Origin of the sequence: Glutamicibacter sp. MCAF14 (assembly GCF_052114325.1) — a bacterium.
GTDB classification, from domain to species: domain Bacteria; phylum Actinomycetota; class Actinomycetes; order Actinomycetales; family Micrococcaceae; genus Glutamicibacter; species Glutamicibacter arilaitensis.
In genome coordinates this window covers 126574-142523 of sequence record NZ_JBFREO010000002.1, presented here as the reverse complement: position 1 = coordinate 142523, position 15950 = coordinate 126574, and the positions used below count along the sequence as shown (strand labels likewise).

The following is a 15950-nucleotide window of genomic DNA, read 5'->3' as shown; positions in this document are numbered from 1 at the left end:
CAAGCCTAGGACTATTAAAGCCCAGCCGGTAGCCCACACCCCGCGTGGACTTGCATCGTTATTCGTTTGAAACCGCTGATCTGTCCGCGCTGAGCATAGCTTGTCCTCAACAAGGCCAACTGTGGGATTGAATAGGGGTATGACTCCTGAATCGTTGACTGCCAAACCTCCGCGTGCCGCGAAGCTGCCCACCACCCGCAGCTTCCACGGCGATGACTTCGTTGACAACTACGAGTGGTTGCGCGAGAAGAGCAGCCCAGAGGTACTTGCGCATCTGGCCGCAGAAAATGAATACACCGATGCCGTCGCAGCGCATCAGCAGCCGCTGCGGGACTCGCTGTTCAACGAGATCAAAGCGCGCACCGTGGAAACCGATTTGTCGGTTCCCGTACGTCGACGCGGCTGGTGGTACTTCACCCGTTCAGCCGAAGGCAAGCCGTACACCGTCCAATGCCGCGTCAAGGCCGTGGACACCGAGGACCAGGTAGCCAACTGGACTCCCCCGGTCATCGATGCCCAGAACGCATTGCCCGCAGAAGAGGTGCTGCTTGATGGCAATGCGCTAGCCGAAGGCCAGCCGTTCTTCTCCCTGGGCGGGATGGCCCTGAATGAGGAAGGCAACCTGCTCGCCTACTGCGTGGACAACGCCGGCGATGAGCGGTTCACCTTGTACATCAAGGACCTGGAAACAGGCCAGCTGCTGGCTGACACCATTGAAGGCGTGTTCTACGGGATTGCTTTCTCCCCTGATTCCTCAACCGTCTTCTACACCGTGGTTGACCAGACCTGGCGTCCGCACCAGATCCGTGCGCACCGGTTGGGCACCAGCCCGGCCGAAGACAAGATCGTCTTCGAAGAAAATGACCCGGGCATGTGGCTGGGCTTCGACTTGAGCCCGGATCGCAAGACCCTGATGATTTCCAGCGGCAACTCCGAATACGCCGAGACCAGCATCCTGGATCTGACCGCTCCTGCAGCAGAGGTAACCCTGCTGGTGCCACGCACCTTGCGCATCTTGCACGGAGTGGATCTGATGCCTGGAACCAATCAGGCATTGATCACCCATGACCATCAGGCACCGAACAACATGGTGTCGCTGGCGAGCCTGGATGAGCTGGGCGCGGACACCGACCCAGCCACGTGGCAGACCGTGGTGGCCCACGAAGATACTGTCAAGGTCGAGGGCACCGCACTGACCGCAACCCACGTGGTGCTTTCGGTTCGCCGCGATACCTGCGAGCGCGTACAGCTCATCGCCTTGGACGGATTGGGCACTAAGGCTCAGCAGCCAGCGATTGAACCGGATTTCGACGATGAGCTGTTCACCGCCTCGGCCACCTTCGCCGAACTCGATGCTCCACTGATCCGAATCGGCTATACCGCGGACTTCACCCCGGCACGCGTCTACGACCTGTGGCTGGCGGACCAGTCGCTGGTGCTGCGCAAGCAGACCCCGGTCAATGACTTTGATCCAGCCAAGTACCTGTCCACCCGCGATTGGGCCACGGCCGCTGATGGCACCAAGATTCCGCTGACCATCATGCGCCGGGCAGATCTGGATATCTCGGTTCCGCAACCGGTGCTGATCTACGGGTACGGTTCCTACGAGGCTTCGATGGACCCCGGGTTCGGCATCCCGCGGCTGAGCGTGCTTGATCGCGGCGTGGTCTTTGTCATTGCCCACGTACGCGGTGGCGGCGAGCTGGGCCGCGACTGGTACCTGCAGGGCAAGAAGCTGAATAAGAAGAACACCTTCACCGACTTCATCGACTCCACCCAGCACCTGATCGATTCCGGCGTCGCCGATCCGCAGCGCATTGTCGCCTTGGGCGGTTCAGCCGGTGGCTTGCTGATGGGTGCCATCGCGAACCTGGCGCCGCAGCTGTACACCGCGATCATCGCGCAGGTGCCATTCGTCGATGCCCTGACCTCCATCTTGGATCCAGAGCTTCCGCTCTCGGCCCTTGAATGGGAAGAATGGGGCAACCCGATTGAGAGCAAACAGGTGTATGACTACATGAAGTCCTACTCCCCCTACGAAAACGTCACCGCGCAGGACTACCCGAAGATCGCTGCGGTCACCTCGCTCAATGACACCCGTGTACTGTATGTGGAACCGGCCAAGTGGGTGGCCAAGTTGCGTGAAATCGGCACCGGGGATGCCCCGATCGTGCTGAAGACCGAAATGGATGGCGGCCATGGCGGCGCGTCGGGACGCTACGAGTCCTGGAAGGCTCGTGCCTGGGACTACGCCTTCGCCCTGGACGCCTTGGGATGCACCGAAGAAATCTAGCTAGCTAAGGAAACGGCGGCCATGCACCATATCAACATCAGCGACTACCGCAACGATCCGGCGGTACGCCAGCTGCTGGTGCTGGCCGCCGAACCTGCCAACGAGCAGGAGCTTGAAGCACTGCTCGATGAATGCGAGAACCTGCAGGTTCTTGTCCAGGCCGCTGCCACTGGCCAGATCGTGGCGCTGGTCGCCTATCGGCACAGCGACGAATACGCGCTATGCGTTGAATATCTGGCAGTTGACGGCTCCCACGAGCACCAGGGCCTGGGCCGGGCGCTGCTCTTCGAGCTTTGCGACAGCCAGAAGAAAATTCTTTGGGCCACCACCGCAGCTGATGCGGTTGATTTCTACCGTGCCATCGGCTGCGTCGTTTCCGCATCCTCCACCGATCCGAGATGGCCGGATGCTGCACGCTTCTTGTGCACCCTGCCCTATTTCCCGCTGCTCAACAGCCAGCCCGAGGAAGACCCCGAATATGAGGCGGTGGGCGGCGAACTGTTGCGCGGCCTGATCGAGATTGCTGAACCATCGCCGCACTGGGTCCCGGATTTCCTCGCCCTGCACGCGTGCCTCGCCCAAGCGCTGGGCTCAACTGCGCTGGCTATTGAGCACACCGGTTCAACGTCAGTTCCCGGCTTGCCTGCCAAACCCATCATCGATGTGATTTTGCTGGTTCCCGATGCGAACCAAGAGAACGCCTATGTTCCGGCGCTGGAGTCTGCCGGCCTGGTCCTCTGGCACAGGGAACCTGGATGGTACGGCCACCGCATGCTCAAGCCTGCAGCAAATTCGGGATTGGCCGATGCCAATATCCATGTCTTCAGCGCGGGAAGCCCCGAGTATCTGCGGCACCTGATGTTTCGCGAGCACCTGAAACAAAACGAAGCGGACAGGACGGCATACGCCGCAATTAAACGGGAAGCTGCATGCGCACTGGCTGCTGCTGACGGAGCAAATGGTCTGGTCATGGACTATAACCGGATCAAAGAGCCTTTCATCCGCTCGGTTCACGACCGGATTTTCGCTGGCTGAAACAGTACCGCGAATCCACTGGTGCAACTTGACTTAGCTCACATAATGTTATTACCTAATGATCGTTCGGTAAATAATTCGGCGAAGGAAGACGATGAGCGAAACGCAAGTAGGGAATACGGTCCCACACGCCATTCTCCACAATGACTACGCGACCCAGTGGATGGGAATCGAAGTCGTCGAGGTCTCCGATGGGCACGCAGTCATCACGATGACGCTGCGCCAGGAAATGCTCAACGGCTTTGGTATTGGCCACGGTGGCATGATCTTCGCTTTAGCAGACACGGCATTTGCGTTGACCTGCAATCCGCAGGAGGGCTCCGATGAGACCATCACGGTCGCTTCGGGCGCTGACGTCAACTTCCTCAAGCCAGCAATACCCGGACGAGTGCTGACCGCCACCGGCAACCGAGTCTCGCAGCAAGGACGCAGCGGGATCTATGACATCACGGTGACCCAGCCAGCGGCCGACGGCTCAATTGAAACCGTGGCGCAGTTCCGCGGACGTTCGCGCACGGTCCCAAAGCCTCAAAGCCGCTAAGCACCCAGCCCACTCCACACGAAAGTTTCAGCATGTCTCAGAACACCGACCGCGACAGCCTTCCGAATCCGCTTGATCCAGAAGAGACCATGAGCCGCGAGCAGATCGAAGCGATCCAGCTGACCCGTCTGAAGGAAACGCTGCACCATGCTTATAACAACGTTCCGTACTACAAGGCGAAGTACGATGCCGCTGGGGTGCACCCGGATGATCTGAAAGAACTGGCCGATCTGGCCAAGTTCCCGTTCACCGACAAAGAAGACCTGCGCAAGAACTACCCCTTCGGCATGTTCGCGGTACCGCAGCATGAGATCGCCCGCATCCATGCCTCCTCTGGCACCACCGGGCAGCCGACCGTGGTCGGCTACACCAAGCAGGACTTGGAAGACTGGGCCAAGCTCGGTGCCCGCTGCCTGCGCATGGCCGGCGTGAAGCCAGGCTGGAAGGTGCACAACGCCTACGGCTACGGCCTGTTCACCGGCGGCCTCGGTGCCCACGCGGCAGCTGAATACCTCGGTGCCACCGTCATTCCGATGTCCGGCGGACAGACCGATAAGCAGATTTCCCTGATCCAGGACTTCGAGCCGGATGCTATCTTGTGCACCCCGACCTACCTGCTGACCATTGGCGATGCCATGCAGCGCAAGGGCCTGGACCCTCGTGCCACCTCGCTGAAGGTTGCCGTGCTCGGCGCGGAACCGTGGACCGAGGAAATGCGCCACGAGCTGGAAGAGATGTTCAACATCACCGCTTGCGACATCTACGGCCTGTCCGAAGTCATGGGCCCTGGCGTGGCTGGCGAGAACGGCGAACGCAAGGACGGCAGCCACATCTGGGAAGACCACTTCCGCCCAGAAATCATTGACGCCTTCGACGAGACCAAGGTGCTGCCGGACGGCGAACACGGCGAGCTGGTCTTCACCTCGCTGACCAAGCAGGCACTGCCAATCATCCGCTACCGCACCCATGATCTGACCCGCCTGATGCCAGGTACCTCCCGCCCAGGTCACCGTCGCATGGGCCGGATCACCGGACGCAGCGATGACATGATCATCCTGCGCGGGGTGAACCTGTTCCCAAGCCAGATCGAGGAATTGATCCTGAAGGTGCCATCGCTTTCGCCGCACTTCCAGCTCATCCTTTCCCGTCCAGACCGCATGGACCAGCTGGCAGTGAAGGTGGAGCGCCGCATGGATGCCTCATCCGGGGACGCCGCCAACGGGGCCAAGGAGCTGGCCAAGCTGATCAAGATCCACGTCGGTTCTTCCTGCGCCATCGACGTGGTCGAGCCAGAATCCTTGGAGCGTTCCATGGGCAAGCTCAAGCGCATCTTTGATCTGCGCAACAGCTAACCCAGTGAGCACATGGGATAATCGATAAATCATGGAAACTACCGATATTGTGAACCGTCCGGCCAAGCGTGGCCGCCCCGGGTACGACCAGGAAACCGTATTGCGTATTGCCGTAGAGGCATTCAACGAATACGGCTACGACGCGACCTCCATGGGCAAGCTCGCTGACCGGCTGGGTATCAGCAAGTCCGCGATTTACCACCACGTCCCTTCCAAAGAGGACCTGCTGCGTCTGGCGTTGGATGAAGCGCTCATTCCCCTGGAAGCGGTGATCGCCGAGGTCCGCTCCCATGAGGGCAGCGCCGATGAGCGTTTGGAATTCTTCTTGCGCGCTACCTTCCGGATCCTGTTGGCCAAGCGTTCCTACGTGACACTGCTGCTGCGCTTGCGCGGCAACACCGAACTGGAACGCCAAGCTCTTCAGCGCCGACGGGCGATGGACCGCCAGCTCGCTGAGCTGGTCACCGCAGCCCAATCCGACGGCAAGCTGCGCGCGGACTTGGAACCGCGGGCCACGGCCAGGTTGCTGTTCGGCCTGATCAACTCTGTAGTGGATTGGTACCGCGCTGACGGTCCGATCAACGGACCAGAATTGGAAGACCAAGCCATTTCATTGCTCTTCAACGGATTGCACACCACAGCGGCTTAATCGCTGGATTGCATCTTGCGCTGGCTCCCACCTGATCGGTGGGAGCCAGCGTCGTTTAAGCGTGCCACAGGGCAAGCGGCAATGTGGCGTATGCCTCCTTGTAATCTTGTCTTCCTCACAGAAATCGCCGTTAGCATCGAAGGGGTGCTTTAGCACCAGTCATTCTCGATCAACCAAGTGAAGAGCGCTGTGGATTCCCTCTTAGAAACCCTTTTCATGGCTACCGCCGAAAGCAGTAGTTCCTATGTCCAGATCTTGCTCTCTGCGGCAAGCATGCTGCTAGTTTTCATTTCTGCAGTACTGCTGGCGCACCGCAATGACCTGGGCTGGTGGACCTTGATCCTGGGCGCCTTCACCGGCCCCGTCATCACCTCGCTGCAGTACGACCTGATGGGCCTGCTCTACGCCGTGCCGCTGCTGTTGATCGCTGTCTTCGGCCTGTGGCGCTTCTCGCTGTTCAAGCTCAACGGCAAATTCACCCGCATAGTCACCAGCACCCCGGTAACCATTTGGTCAGCGGTCGGCCTGCTCATGGGCTTGATCCTGCTCGTTGCCCTGCGCTTCGGCCCGTTCCTCTTCAACGGCGGCTTCATGAGCGCAACCCCTGAAATCTGGGTCCTCTACTTCGCTGATGCAGCCATCTTCGCCTCTTTCGTGATGATCGCTCGCGGCGTGCGCACCGGCTGGCTGGTCTTGGCTCTGGCCGCCATTGCCGATCTGGTGATCTACTTCCTGATCTCCCCAATGCTGGGCATGATGGGCCTGTTCGTATTCATCGCTCTGGGAGCTGTGTATGGCTTCTTCCTGTGGCGCGGCCTTCCTGCCCAGGCTGCCGAGCCGGTGCAGGTCGAGCTGGACGAGGAAGAGCTGGCCTTGCAAAAAGCCAAGCAGGCAACCTTGGACAAGCTGAATGCCAAAACCGAAAAGTAGCTGAACCTAGAATGATCCCGCCCCAGTGTGAACTGGGGCGGGATCATTTTTTTGTGGCTAATTGCGCCAGCTGTCATTCAGGTTCAGGGAACCGTCCGCATTCACGGTCGCGATGCGGTTGGCCCCTGATTCCCACGTGGCATTGCCGCTCTGGTCGTACTTGACGTACTTGTATTCGAACTGCGTTCCTGCCGGAAGGTCCACCGTTCCGCTCCAGCTCGGGTAGCTGGCAGCTGATAGCTGTGGCGCCTTGGCCGGATCCCAGCTGCCTAGTTCCGGCTGGTTGCCGACGATGCGGATGTTCTGCCCCATGACGGTTTGGGCGGTGACCGCGACGCTGACATCAGCGGTGTCCTCGACCGGATCCGGCGTTCCTGATCCGCCATCGGATACGGCACCGATGTGCAGGGCCATGGCACCGTAGGCAGGCAGTGTCGCGGTGAACTTGCCGTCGGCGCCCACAGTGATGGTCTTCGAGCAATCGCCTCCGGACACCACATCACAATAGGTGCCACCGGCCAGCGAGCTGGTGTATTCGCGGGTGGTTGCCGCCGAGGTGTTGTTGATGGCTACGAAGCCCTTATTGCCGCGGCCGTATGCGATCTGGTTGCCGCCATCGTCCCACCAATTGCTGACAGCCGCGTCGCCGACGGCGTTGTTGAAGCCCACCATTCCGGTGATTTCATCTTGCCGCTGTTCGCAGGTCCAGGCGGAGGAGTCGCAGTCGGCATTGGGTACCGATGCGTCACTGGCGCCCGGAGCGCCTGCATCCTTGTCGGTGAACGCGAATCCGGAATACACGGTGGGTGACCCGTAGGGCCAGGACAGCATGAAAACATTGCCCAGCAGGTACTTGGCGCCCCACTTGTAGTTCATGGATTCGCCGTTGCGTTCGGTGTCGTGGTTGGTGACAAAAACCCCGGCCCGGTCACTGGTGAGCTTGCCGTCGCCGATGAAACGCAAGTTGGCGATTTGCGCGTCGAAATCATGCTTGAGCTGTCGCGAGTAGTCGAATTCGTGCGAGTCGCCGCTGCCGAGGTACTCGCTTTCCTGGATCGGTTCACCCGACGCCCCGATCACCTCGTGCACCCAGTACACGCCGGGGTTCTTCATCTTGGATTTGATGCCTTCGAGGTCCGTTGCGGGCATGTGCTTCGAGGCATCGATGCGGAATCCGGATACCCCAAGCGAGACGAGGTCATCGAGATAGTCGGCGATGTTTTGCTGGACGTAGCTGCTGGAGGTTTTCAGATCCTGCAAGCCCACGAGGCGGCAGTGCTGCACTTGCCAGCGGTCGGCATAGTTGGTGATGTTGGTGCGGCAATCGTTGAAGTCCTGGGCCGAATACTCGGGGAAGTTGTCATCGGAGAAAGCCGAGCCTGCGGTTCCAGTACCGGTCTGCCCGGCTCCGGTCATGTGATTGACCACGGCGTCTGCGATCACTTTCACGCCTGCGTCGTTGCAGCTTTTGACCATGGCGGAGAATTCCTCGCGGTTGCCCAGTTTCGAGTCCACCTTGTAGCTCACCGGCTGGTACGAGGTCCACCATGCAGTGCCGCGCAGGTGCTCAGCTGGAGGCGAGACCTGGACGTAGCCATATCCTGCTGGGGCGATGCTGGACTCGCATTCCTGGGCTACCGAATTCCAGTTCCATTGGAACAGGTTGAGGATGACATCCTTGCCGTCGTTGGATGGGGTGGCGGCTTGGGCGGGTGCTGCGAACAACGGTGCGGCGAGCAGGGCGAGCGAGGCGCCGAGTGCTGCCACCGGCTTCACCGTCCTGGCTCCGTGCCGGCGTTGTGTTGATTTGGCGCGTGGTGGCAAAAGTTCCACAGAAAAACTCCTTATGTTGTGATGATCGGGCTGCGATAGCTCGACGCGACAGCGTCGGGATCGCTCAACCACACGTTCCCCATCAACGCATGACCTGCGACACAACTGTAAGCGTTTTCTTAGCTCTCTCCAATAAGTAAATTTCTGTAAATACATTAAACCCGCGAAACTGTCCGCGTAAATTGCCCTAAAATTTTTTCACTCCGCGTCAAATCTTGCCAAAATTGGAAACGCTTTCATAGATATCCGGCAAAGCTGTCCTGGCTCCGAGCACGCAAAAGGGTGGATGCCGTGGTTGACGGCATCCACCCTTGCTGAAGTTGCGTTTTAGCCTTCGAAGTTGGCGTAGGTGAGGTTTTCTTTCTCCACCAAGGTCAAGACATCGTAGGTCGCGACAATCTCATCATTCTGGTTGTGCAAGATCGCATCCCATGCGACCTCGCCATATTCATCGGTGACTCGCGGCGTGATTTTCTTGGCCGTCAGGGTCACGCGGATTGAATCTCCGGCAGCCACCGGGGTGATGAAGCGCAGGGATTCCAATCCGTAGTTGGCTAACACTGGCCCCGGCGCTGGCTCTACGAAGAGGCCGGCAGCCCACGACACGAGCAGGTACCCGTGGGCGACGATTCCCGGGAAGAACGGGTTCGCTTCGGCTGCCTTTGCATCGGTGTGGGCGTAGAAGGTGTCGCCAGTTTTCTTGGCGAATTCGCTGATCTCTTCAAGGTTCACTACGCGCAGATCAGAGGCGAAGCCATCGCCTACTTGCAGCTCGGCCAGCGACTTGCGGAACGGGTGCGTGTATTGCTCCTGGCCGCCGAACTTTTCGCATCCGGCCAGGCGCTGTTCAGCACCGGCATGCCACACGCCGCTGAGCGCAGTGAGCATATTCGGCGAGCCCTGAACGGCAGTGCGCTGCATATGGTGCTTCACTGATCGGATTCCGCCCAGCTCCTCGCCGCCGCCGGCGCGCCCTGGGCCACCATGGACCAGGTGTGGCACTGGTGAACCGTGACCGGTCGTTGATCGCGCGGTTTCCCGGTTCAGGATGTGCACGCGGCCATGGTGGGCGGCGATTCCCAGGGCCAGTGAACGCACGGTGTCGGTGTCATTGCTGCACACGGTGGCTACCAGCGACCCTGCACCCATGGCGGCCAGCCGCACGGCTTCGTCAAGATTGTCGTAGCCGATGACGGAGCTGACCGGTCCGAACGCCTCGCGGGAGTGCACAAGCGGGTTGCGGGCATCGGCCCATCGCAGAACCACCGGAGACATGAAGGCACCGAATTCGGCCACGGCGTCGCGTTCTGGCGCCACGCGTACGGCTGGGGCATCCAGGCGGCCAAAGGCCAGCTCGCCACCAGCGTCAATCATGTCCTGCACTGCAGCACGCACATCAGCCAGCTGTTCCAGGGAAGCCAAGGCACCCATGGTCACGCCCTCGACGCGGGGGTCGCCAATGACAACCCGCTGCTCGATTCGCTGGCCGATGGCGGCAATGACCGGTTCTACCAGATGGGAAGGCACGATATTGCGGCGGATCGCGGTGCATTTCTGGCCGGCCTTGGAGGTCATCTCGGTGACGACGACCTTGACGAAGGCCTCGAACTCCGCTGTTCCCTCCTCTGCATCAGGGCCGAGGATGGCCGCGTTCAGGGAGTCGGTTTCTGCTGCGAAGCGCACTCCCCCGTCGATGACATTTGGATGGGACTTCAGCTTGCTGGCCGTGGCAGCCGAGCCGGTGAAGGCGAACATGTCACGGTAGTCGAGGTGGTCCATCAGGTCGCGGGCTGATCCCGAGAGAAGCTGCAGGGACCCTTCGGGAAGGATGCCTGATTCCAGCATCATCCTCACGGCTGCCTCGGTGAGGTACCCCGTTGGAGTCGCTGGCTTGACGATGGTGGGAACACCAGCGATAAACGCCGGGGCAAACTTTTCGAGCATGCCCCATACCGGGAAGTTGAACGCGTTGACCTGCACCACGACACCACTCATTGCGGTGTAGATATGCGTGCCGATAAAAGAGCCGTCCTTGCTCAGCGGTTCCGTTGGCCCGTCCAGGATGACATTGCTATTGGGAAGTTCACGGCGGCCCTTGGATGAGAATGTGAACAGAACACCGATTCCGCCATCGATATCCACCATGGAATCGATTTTGGTGGCCCCGGTCTTGAAGGAAATCTCGTAAAGGTCTTTGCGTCGCTCGTTCAGATACAGCGCGAGTTCCTTGAGCTTGAGTGCGCGCTCATGCAAGGAGAGCTTGGCCAGCTCCTGATGCCCGGTGCCACGGCCATAGTCCACCGCCGCTGCAACATCCAGCTTGTCATTGGTGACAGTGGCTAGAAGTTCTCCGGTGTTGGCGTCGCGGACTTCTGTTCCGCCCTCGGACTGCGGGGTCCGCCATTCTCCGGCGATAAAGCTGGGTACCACTCTGATCTGTTTTGTCGACATCGACATAATTCCTTCCTGAACGGTCGGTCAGTATTAACCTTAACCTTATCAGCAAGAGCGTGACCGGGAACACCTCAAATTGTTGTTCGCGAGAATTCTCACCCCGCCCGCTACTCAGGAATTCCGTGCGAGATCACTCAGGTGATCGAGACCCTCCTCGCTCATGCCCTGGGACAGCAGATAGGAGCGGGCCGTACCAAGCCATGCACAGAATTCCGACAGGGCCGTGGCTCTTTCTTGAATGATTTCCCGCAGCTCTTCTTCACCCCGATAGCTCTCGTAGGGATGCTTTCGCGGCGAGACACGATGCCATTCATTGATACCCCGCACCGCCAGCTCATCATGGACGAGAATCTGATCCCGGGAACCTGCGAGATCCAGCAGCATGGCGGCAATCAAGCCGGAGCGGTCGCGGCCTGCCGAACAGTGGATCACGGTTGACCCTTGGGAGTTCGCCAAATTCTCGAAGACTGCACGCAGTTGGTCGCCGAATTCTTCGCACACCAACCTGTACATGGCGGTGTGATTCATATATGGCACGTCAATCGATTCGAACCTCGGATTGCCGGGCGTCTCCAGCGGCAGGTTCACCAGTTCAATGCCGGAGAACGCTGCCTGGGGTACGGCGGGGTCATGCTCCCGCCGGCGGATCTCGTTGGGGTTGCGCAGGTCCACGACCTTGCTGACTCCGCCCTCGTGCATTTGCTGCCAGCCCCGGGCACTAAGCCACTCGTGGCGACCCATTCGATAAAAGGCTCCGCAAATATGCCGCGCATTCACGGATCCTTCCCATTCCAGATCTCCGCTTTGCTTTTGATAGTTCAGGCCCTGGCTCATTTACCCATTGCAACATATTGATTCTCTGTTGTAGAGTTCTACTCATTGGCAACTGCCAATCAGTCTATTGAAGGAGGGGTAACGATGATTGCTTACCGCAGTTCCCGGTCATTGATCTCTTTTTCTAAGGACTTATCCCCATGCATTTTCCTGCTGGAGAACCAACCACCAGCTCACAGGTAACCTCGTCCAACTTCGCTGACGCAGATACCAAACTCAAATTCCGCAGGCACAAGCCTGTATGGAACGAATCATCCTCGGATGAGCCACCGGCTGGCCAGCGCTACTCCACCTGGCCGTTTATCGAAAAGGGCATGCGCGGGCCACAACCATACCCGCTATGGCTGATTGAGGACGCCGGTGCCGTAGACACCGAATTAGGCATCCTCAAAACCGGCAAAGAAGGCGACGTCTTCCTGTTGGAACGAGCAACACAGGAGCGCTCAAGCTTACTGGCCGCCAAACGCTATCGCTCCCGCGACCACCTTCAATTCAGCCGTTCGCAAGCTTATAGCGATGGCAGGTCTGCCCGGCGCTCGCGCGATAATCGAGCCATCAGCAACAATTCCGCCTACGGCCGGGACATCGCCGCTTTGCAGTGGGCCAACGCGGAATGGACCTACCTCTTGCGCTGTTACGAAGCCGGCATTTCTGTGCCGTATCCGGTACAGATTGACGGCACCGAAATCCTCATGGAATTCATTGCCGACCCGGACAATTCGCTGGCGGCAGCACCCCGCCTGCAACAGCTTGCGCGCTTTGATCCACGGCTTCCCGCACTATGGGATCAACTCACTGACGCCCTTGAGAAGTTCGCTGGATTGGGCATTGCCCATGGCGACCTGTCCGCCTACAACCTCCTGGTTTCCGGCGAGCGCCTAGTGGTCATCGATGTTCCGCAGTGCGTGGATTTGGCGGGCAATCCGCAAGGCATGGACTTCTTGCACCGCGACTGCGTCAATTTGTGCGAGTGGTTTGATTCCAAGGGACTGTCACATGATCCAGATGAGCTCTTTGCTTCACTGCTAGGACATCTCTTCTAGGATCCAGAGGGACAATGGCCTCCGCCAGTCATTCCTGACCGGCGGAGGCCATTGTCGCTGAAGGTTATATGGCGGGTTTCCTACCAGCTGTAGAAGCCTTGGCCGCTCTTGCGCCCCAGCTTGCCCTCGGCCACCATATCCCTGAGGATCTGCGGTGGAGCAAACCGGTCACCCAAGGTCTCATGGAGGTATTCTGCGATTCCCAGGCGCACATCCAAGCCGACAATGTCGGTGGTTTTCAGCGGTCCGGTCGGGTGCTTGTAACCCAGGACCATGGCATTATCGATGTCTTCGGCGCTGGCTACGCCTTCTTCCACCATGCGCATGGCTTCCAGGGCGATTGCCACGCCCAGGCGCGAAGAAGCGAAGCCCGGAGCGTCATTGACCACCACGGCGGTCTTCCCCAGCGCCTGTACCCAGCTGCGCGATGCATCAACCAGGTTCTTATCAGTCTGCTCGCCGATGACCACCTCGATGAGCGTCGAGGCGGGCACCGGGTTGAAGAAATGAAGCCCGAGGAACTTGCCGGGCCGAGCCAGTTCCTTAGCCAGCCCGCTGACCGACAGGGAGGACGTATTCGAGGCCAGCACGGCCTCGGCGTCCAGCACCTGCTCCACAGCCTGCAGCGAGGAGACCTTCAAATCCCAGATTTCCGGAACTGCCTCGATCACCAATTGAGCGGTGGCGAATTGCTCGTAGTCCGTGCTCACCGAGAAACGCTGCATGAGCTCATCTTTGGATTCGCACACGACGCCGCGCGCGATGGACTTGTCGACGGACTCGGCGACCCTCTCATAGGCAGCCTGCGCAGAGGCCTCATCGCGCTCAACGACGACCACCGTGCTACCGCTGGTCAGCAGGGCGTGGGCGATTCCCGCGCCCATGCGGCCGCCGCCGAGTACTCCGCTGTACTTAGGCAGCTGGCCCATCACAATTTCATTGGTTGCACTCATGGTTACTTCTTCTTTCGATCAAGGAATGCCTGCATGCGTTCAAACTTGGCTTGGGATTCGAACAGCATCCCCTGGGCCAAAGTGTCGATGACCGGATGGGCTTCACGCGGAGCGTGGAATACCGACTTGGTGATCCGCACAGCCAAGGGATCCTGGGCCGCAATGCGATCAGCCAGCGCCTCAGCCGCCGCATCCAGTTCGTTGGCCGGATGCATTTCCGTGATCAGTCCTGTTTCCAGGCACTGCCGGCCGGTGAGCACCTTGCCAGCCAGGAGGATCTCCTTGGCCATCGGTTCACCCACCAGCTCCTTGAGCCTCCAGGTCGCGCCGGCCGCGGCGATGATGCCGAGGTTGGTTTCGGGATTGCCCATGCGCAGCTCTTCGGTGCCGATGCGGAAGTCCGCGGCGTAGGCCAGTTCTGCTCCCCCGCCCAAAGCAAATCCGTCAAGGGCGGCGATCACGGGCATCGGCAGCTTGGCGACGCGATCGAAGATCCCAGAGTTGATCCCGGCGAGTGCATCATCGCGGCGGCGTTCTCGCAGCTGCGAAATGTCGGCACCGGAAGCAAAGATCCCCTTGCTCCCCTTGGGATTCGCGGCGCTGGGCGCTTGGCTGGCAGTGCCGGCCAAGATCAGGATTTTGGGATTCCTTTCCAGGTAATCGCAGACGGCATGCAGTTCGTCGACCATCGCCTGGTCGATCGCATTGCGCACCTCGGGCCGGTGGAGCCGGACCCATAGTCGATCATCGGTTTCGCTGACCTTGAGGGTCTGGAATTCGCTATCGAGGCTTTCCACTCTAGGCTCCTTCCAGCAAGATGGCCGAGCCTTGACCCACGCCGACGCACATGGTGGCGACCGCCAGCTTGCGCTGCGCTGAGACCAGTTCGCGTTCCATGCGGCCCAGCAGGGTGATCACAATGCGTGAACCGCTGGATCCCAGCGGATGGCCCAATGCGATGGCTCCCCCGTCGCGGTTCACGATCTGCGGATCCACGCCGAGCTCGCGCATGCTGGCCAGCGACTGGCTGGCGAAGGCTTCATTGATCTCCATGGCGCCGATCTGCTCGATGCCCAGCCCGGCACGTTCCAGCACCTTGCGGGTGGCTGGAACTGGGCCCATGCCCATGATTTCCGGCTCCAGGCCGGTGGCCTGGCCATCGACGATGCGGGCGCGCGGGGTCAGCCCGTACTTCTTCAGGGCGCGTTCGGAAACCACCAGGATGGCCGAGGCGCCGTCGTTCAGCGTGGAGGCGTTGCCGGCGGTAACTACGCTGCCGCCCTTGACGACCGGGCGCAGTCCGGACAGCACGTCCATGGTGGTGCCGGGGCGCGGGCCTTCATCGGTGTCCACGATGCTCTCGCCCTTGCGGTGCTTGACGGTCACCGGGACGATTTCATCGACGAAGCGACCAGCTTCAATGGCGGCGATGGCCTTTTCGTGGGACTGCACGGCGAACTGGTCGCAGTCCTCGCGGGAGATGTTGTAGACGCGGGCGACTTCCTCAGCGGTCTCCGGCATGGAGAAGGTGGCCTTGCCATCACGCGAGTATTCGCCGGAGAGGAACTGCGGGTTGGTGAAGCGCCAGCCGATGGAGGTGTCGAAGGTTGCTCCTGGCTTGGCGAAGGCCTTGGATGGCTTTTCCATCACCCAGGGGGCGCGCGACATGGATTCGGTGCCGCCGGCGATCACGATGTCCGCAGCTCCTGCCTTGATCATATGGCTGGCCATCGTAATGGCGCTCATGCCCGAGGCGCATAGGCGATTAACGGTTATCCCGGGGACTGTCACCGGAAGGCCTGCAAGCAAGGCTGCCATGCGTGCCACGTTGCGGTTCTCTTCGCCGGCGCCGTTGGCGTTTCCGTAGATCACTTCATCCACGTGTGCCGGATCGATCCCTGCGTCTTCAATGACACGGCGGATGGTCACTGCGGCCAGGTCGTCGGGGCGCACAGCACTGAGCGCTCCGCCGTAACGGCCTACCGGCGTACGTGCTCCACCAACGAGAAATGCCTCGGTCATCTGTGCTCCTT

Annotated in this window: 13 protein-coding genes; 7 read left to right on the top strand and 6 right to left on the bottom strand. The window is 60.1% G+C overall.

Annotation, left to right across the window (positions count from 1 at the left end):
* Window positions 1-139: 139 nt before the first annotated feature.
* The 6 genes from AB4Y71_RS03180 (at window position 140) to AB4Y71_RS03155 (ending at window position 6800) form a co-directional block, all read left to right on the top strand.
* Window positions 140-2293 (top strand): S9 family peptidase, encoded by a 2154-nt coding sequence (locus tag AB4Y71_RS03180; protein ID WP_441717921.1) that lies wholly within the window; start codon window positions 140-142, stop codon window positions 2291-2293.
* A 21-nt stretch (window positions 2294-2314) separates the two neighbouring features.
* Window positions 2315-3328 carry a GNAT family N-acetyltransferase gene (locus tag AB4Y71_RS03175; RefSeq protein WP_441717918.1) on the top strand — a complete coding sequence of 338 codons (1014 nt, stop codon included), beginning with the start codon at window positions 2315-2317 and terminating at the stop codon, window positions 3326-3328.
* Between the two features lie 94 nt (window positions 3329-3422).
* Window positions 3423-3869 (top strand): hotdog fold thioesterase, encoded by a 447-nt coding sequence (locus tag AB4Y71_RS03170; protein WP_134779684.1) that lies wholly within the window; start codon window positions 3423-3425, stop codon window positions 3867-3869.
* Between the two features lie 32 nt (window positions 3870-3901).
* Window positions 3902-5221 carry a phenylacetate--CoA ligase family protein gene (locus AB4Y71_RS03165; RefSeq protein WP_441717914.1) on the top strand — a complete coding sequence of 440 codons (1320 nt, stop codon included), beginning with the start codon at window positions 3902-3904 and terminating at the stop codon, window positions 5219-5221.
* Between the two features lie 31 nt (window positions 5222-5252).
* Window positions 5253-5870 (top strand): TetR/AcrR family transcriptional regulator, encoded by a 618-nt coding sequence (locus AB4Y71_RS03160; protein WP_013349779.1) that lies wholly within the window; start codon window positions 5253-5255, stop codon window positions 5868-5870.
* Between the two features lie 216 nt (window positions 5871-6086).
* Entirely contained in the window at window positions 6087-6800 is a 714-nt protein-coding gene (locus AB4Y71_RS03155) for a nicotinamide mononucleotide transporter (protein ID WP_402470411.1), read from the top strand.
* Between the two features lie 57 nt (window positions 6801-6857).
* Here AB4Y71_RS03155 and AB4Y71_RS03150 read toward each other — a convergent pair whose 3' ends face one another.
* From AB4Y71_RS03150 to AB4Y71_RS03140, 3 genes are all read right to left on the bottom strand, one after another.
* Window positions 6858-8633: a carbohydrate-binding module family 20 domain-containing protein gene (locus AB4Y71_RS03150; protein ID WP_441717910.1), complete on the bottom strand. Its 1776-nt coding sequence runs from the start codon at window positions 8631-8633 to the stop codon at window positions 6858-6860.
* Between the two features lie 327 nt (window positions 8634-8960).
* Window positions 8961-11084 carry a phenylacetic acid degradation bifunctional protein PaaZ gene (gene paaZ, locus AB4Y71_RS03145; RefSeq protein ID WP_441717907.1) on the bottom strand — a complete coding sequence of 708 codons (2124 nt, stop codon included), beginning with the start codon at window positions 11082-11084 and terminating at the stop codon, window positions 8961-8963.
* Between the two features lie 114 nt (window positions 11085-11198).
* The gene (locus AB4Y71_RS03140; RefSeq protein WP_441717905.1) at window positions 11199-11921 is read right to left on the bottom strand and encodes a tyrosine-protein phosphatase; all 723 of its coding nucleotides are present in this window, start codon (window positions 11919-11921) and stop codon (window positions 11199-11201) included.
* A gap of 140 nt (window positions 11922-12061) precedes the next feature.
* On the opposite strand from AB4Y71_RS03140, the gene AB4Y71_RS03135 reads away from it, so the two are divergent.
* Window positions 12062-12964, top strand: a complete 903-nt coding sequence (locus AB4Y71_RS03135; protein ID WP_013349784.1) for a serine protein kinase RIO — start codon at window positions 12062-12064, stop codon at window positions 12962-12964.
* A gap of 80 nt (window positions 12965-13044) precedes the next feature.
* Here AB4Y71_RS03135 and AB4Y71_RS03130 read toward each other — a convergent pair whose 3' ends face one another.
* Genes AB4Y71_RS03130 through AB4Y71_RS03120 form a run of 3 tightly spaced genes read right to left on the bottom strand, consistent with a single transcriptional unit; the run spans window position 13045 to window position 15939 of the window.
* Complete coding sequence (locus AB4Y71_RS03130; RefSeq protein ID WP_013349785.1) at window positions 13045-13917, bottom strand: 3-hydroxyacyl-CoA dehydrogenase family protein; 873 nt, start codon at window positions 13915-13917, stop codon at window positions 13045-13047.
* A gap of 2 nt (window positions 13918-13919) precedes the next feature.
* Complete coding sequence (locus AB4Y71_RS03125) at window positions 13920-14714, bottom strand: enoyl-CoA hydratase/isomerase family protein (protein WP_441717902.1); 795 nt, start codon at window positions 14712-14714, stop codon at window positions 13920-13922.
* A 1-nt stretch (window position 14715) separates the two neighbouring features.
* Window positions 14716-15939: a thiolase family protein gene (locus AB4Y71_RS03120; protein ID WP_441717899.1), complete on the bottom strand. Its 1224-nt coding sequence runs from the start codon at window positions 15937-15939 to the stop codon at window positions 14716-14718.
* Window positions 15940-15950: the final 11 nt, after the last annotated feature.

Excerpts from the sequence above, each read along its gene's own strand:
- AB4Y71_RS03180 (WP_441717921.1), top strand. The coding sequence starts at position 140 with ATGACTCCTGAATCGTTGACTGCCAAACCTCCGCGTGCCGCGAAGCTG.
- AB4Y71_RS03175 (WP_441717918.1), top strand. The coding sequence starts at position 2,315 with ATGCACCATATCAACATCAGCGACTACCGCAACGATCCGGCGGTACGC.
- AB4Y71_RS03170 (WP_134779684.1), top strand. The coding sequence starts at position 3,423 with ATGAGCGAAACGCAAGTAGGGAATACGGTCCCACACGCCATTCTCCAC.
- AB4Y71_RS03165 (WP_441717914.1), top strand. The coding sequence starts at position 3,902 with ATGTCTCAGAACACCGACCGCGACAGCCTTCCGAATCCGCTTGATCCA.
- AB4Y71_RS03160 (WP_013349779.1), top strand. The coding sequence starts at position 5,253 with ATGGAAACTACCGATATTGTGAACCGTCCGGCCAAGCGTGGCCGCCCC.
- AB4Y71_RS03155 (WP_402470411.1), top strand. The coding sequence starts at position 6,087 with ATGGCTACCGCCGAAAGCAGTAGTTCCTATGTCCAGATCTTGCTCTCT.
- paaZ (WP_441717907.1), bottom strand. The coding sequence starts at position 11,084 with ATGTCGACAAAACAGATCAGAGTGGTACCCAGCTTTATCGCCGGAGAA.
- AB4Y71_RS03140 (WP_441717905.1), bottom strand. The coding sequence starts at position 11,921 with ATGAGCCAGGGCCTGAACTATCAAAAGCAAAGCGGAGATCTGGAATGG.
- AB4Y71_RS03135 (WP_013349784.1), top strand. The coding sequence starts at position 12,062 with ATGCATTTTCCTGCTGGAGAACCAACCACCAGCTCACAGGTAACCTCG.
- AB4Y71_RS03130 (WP_013349785.1), bottom strand. The coding sequence starts at position 13,917 with ATGAGTGCAACCAATGAAATTGTGATGGGCCAGCTGCCTAAGTACAGC.
- AB4Y71_RS03120 (WP_441717899.1), bottom strand. The coding sequence starts at position 15,939 with ATGACCGAGGCATTTCTCGTTGGTGGAGCACGTACGCCGGTAGGCCGT.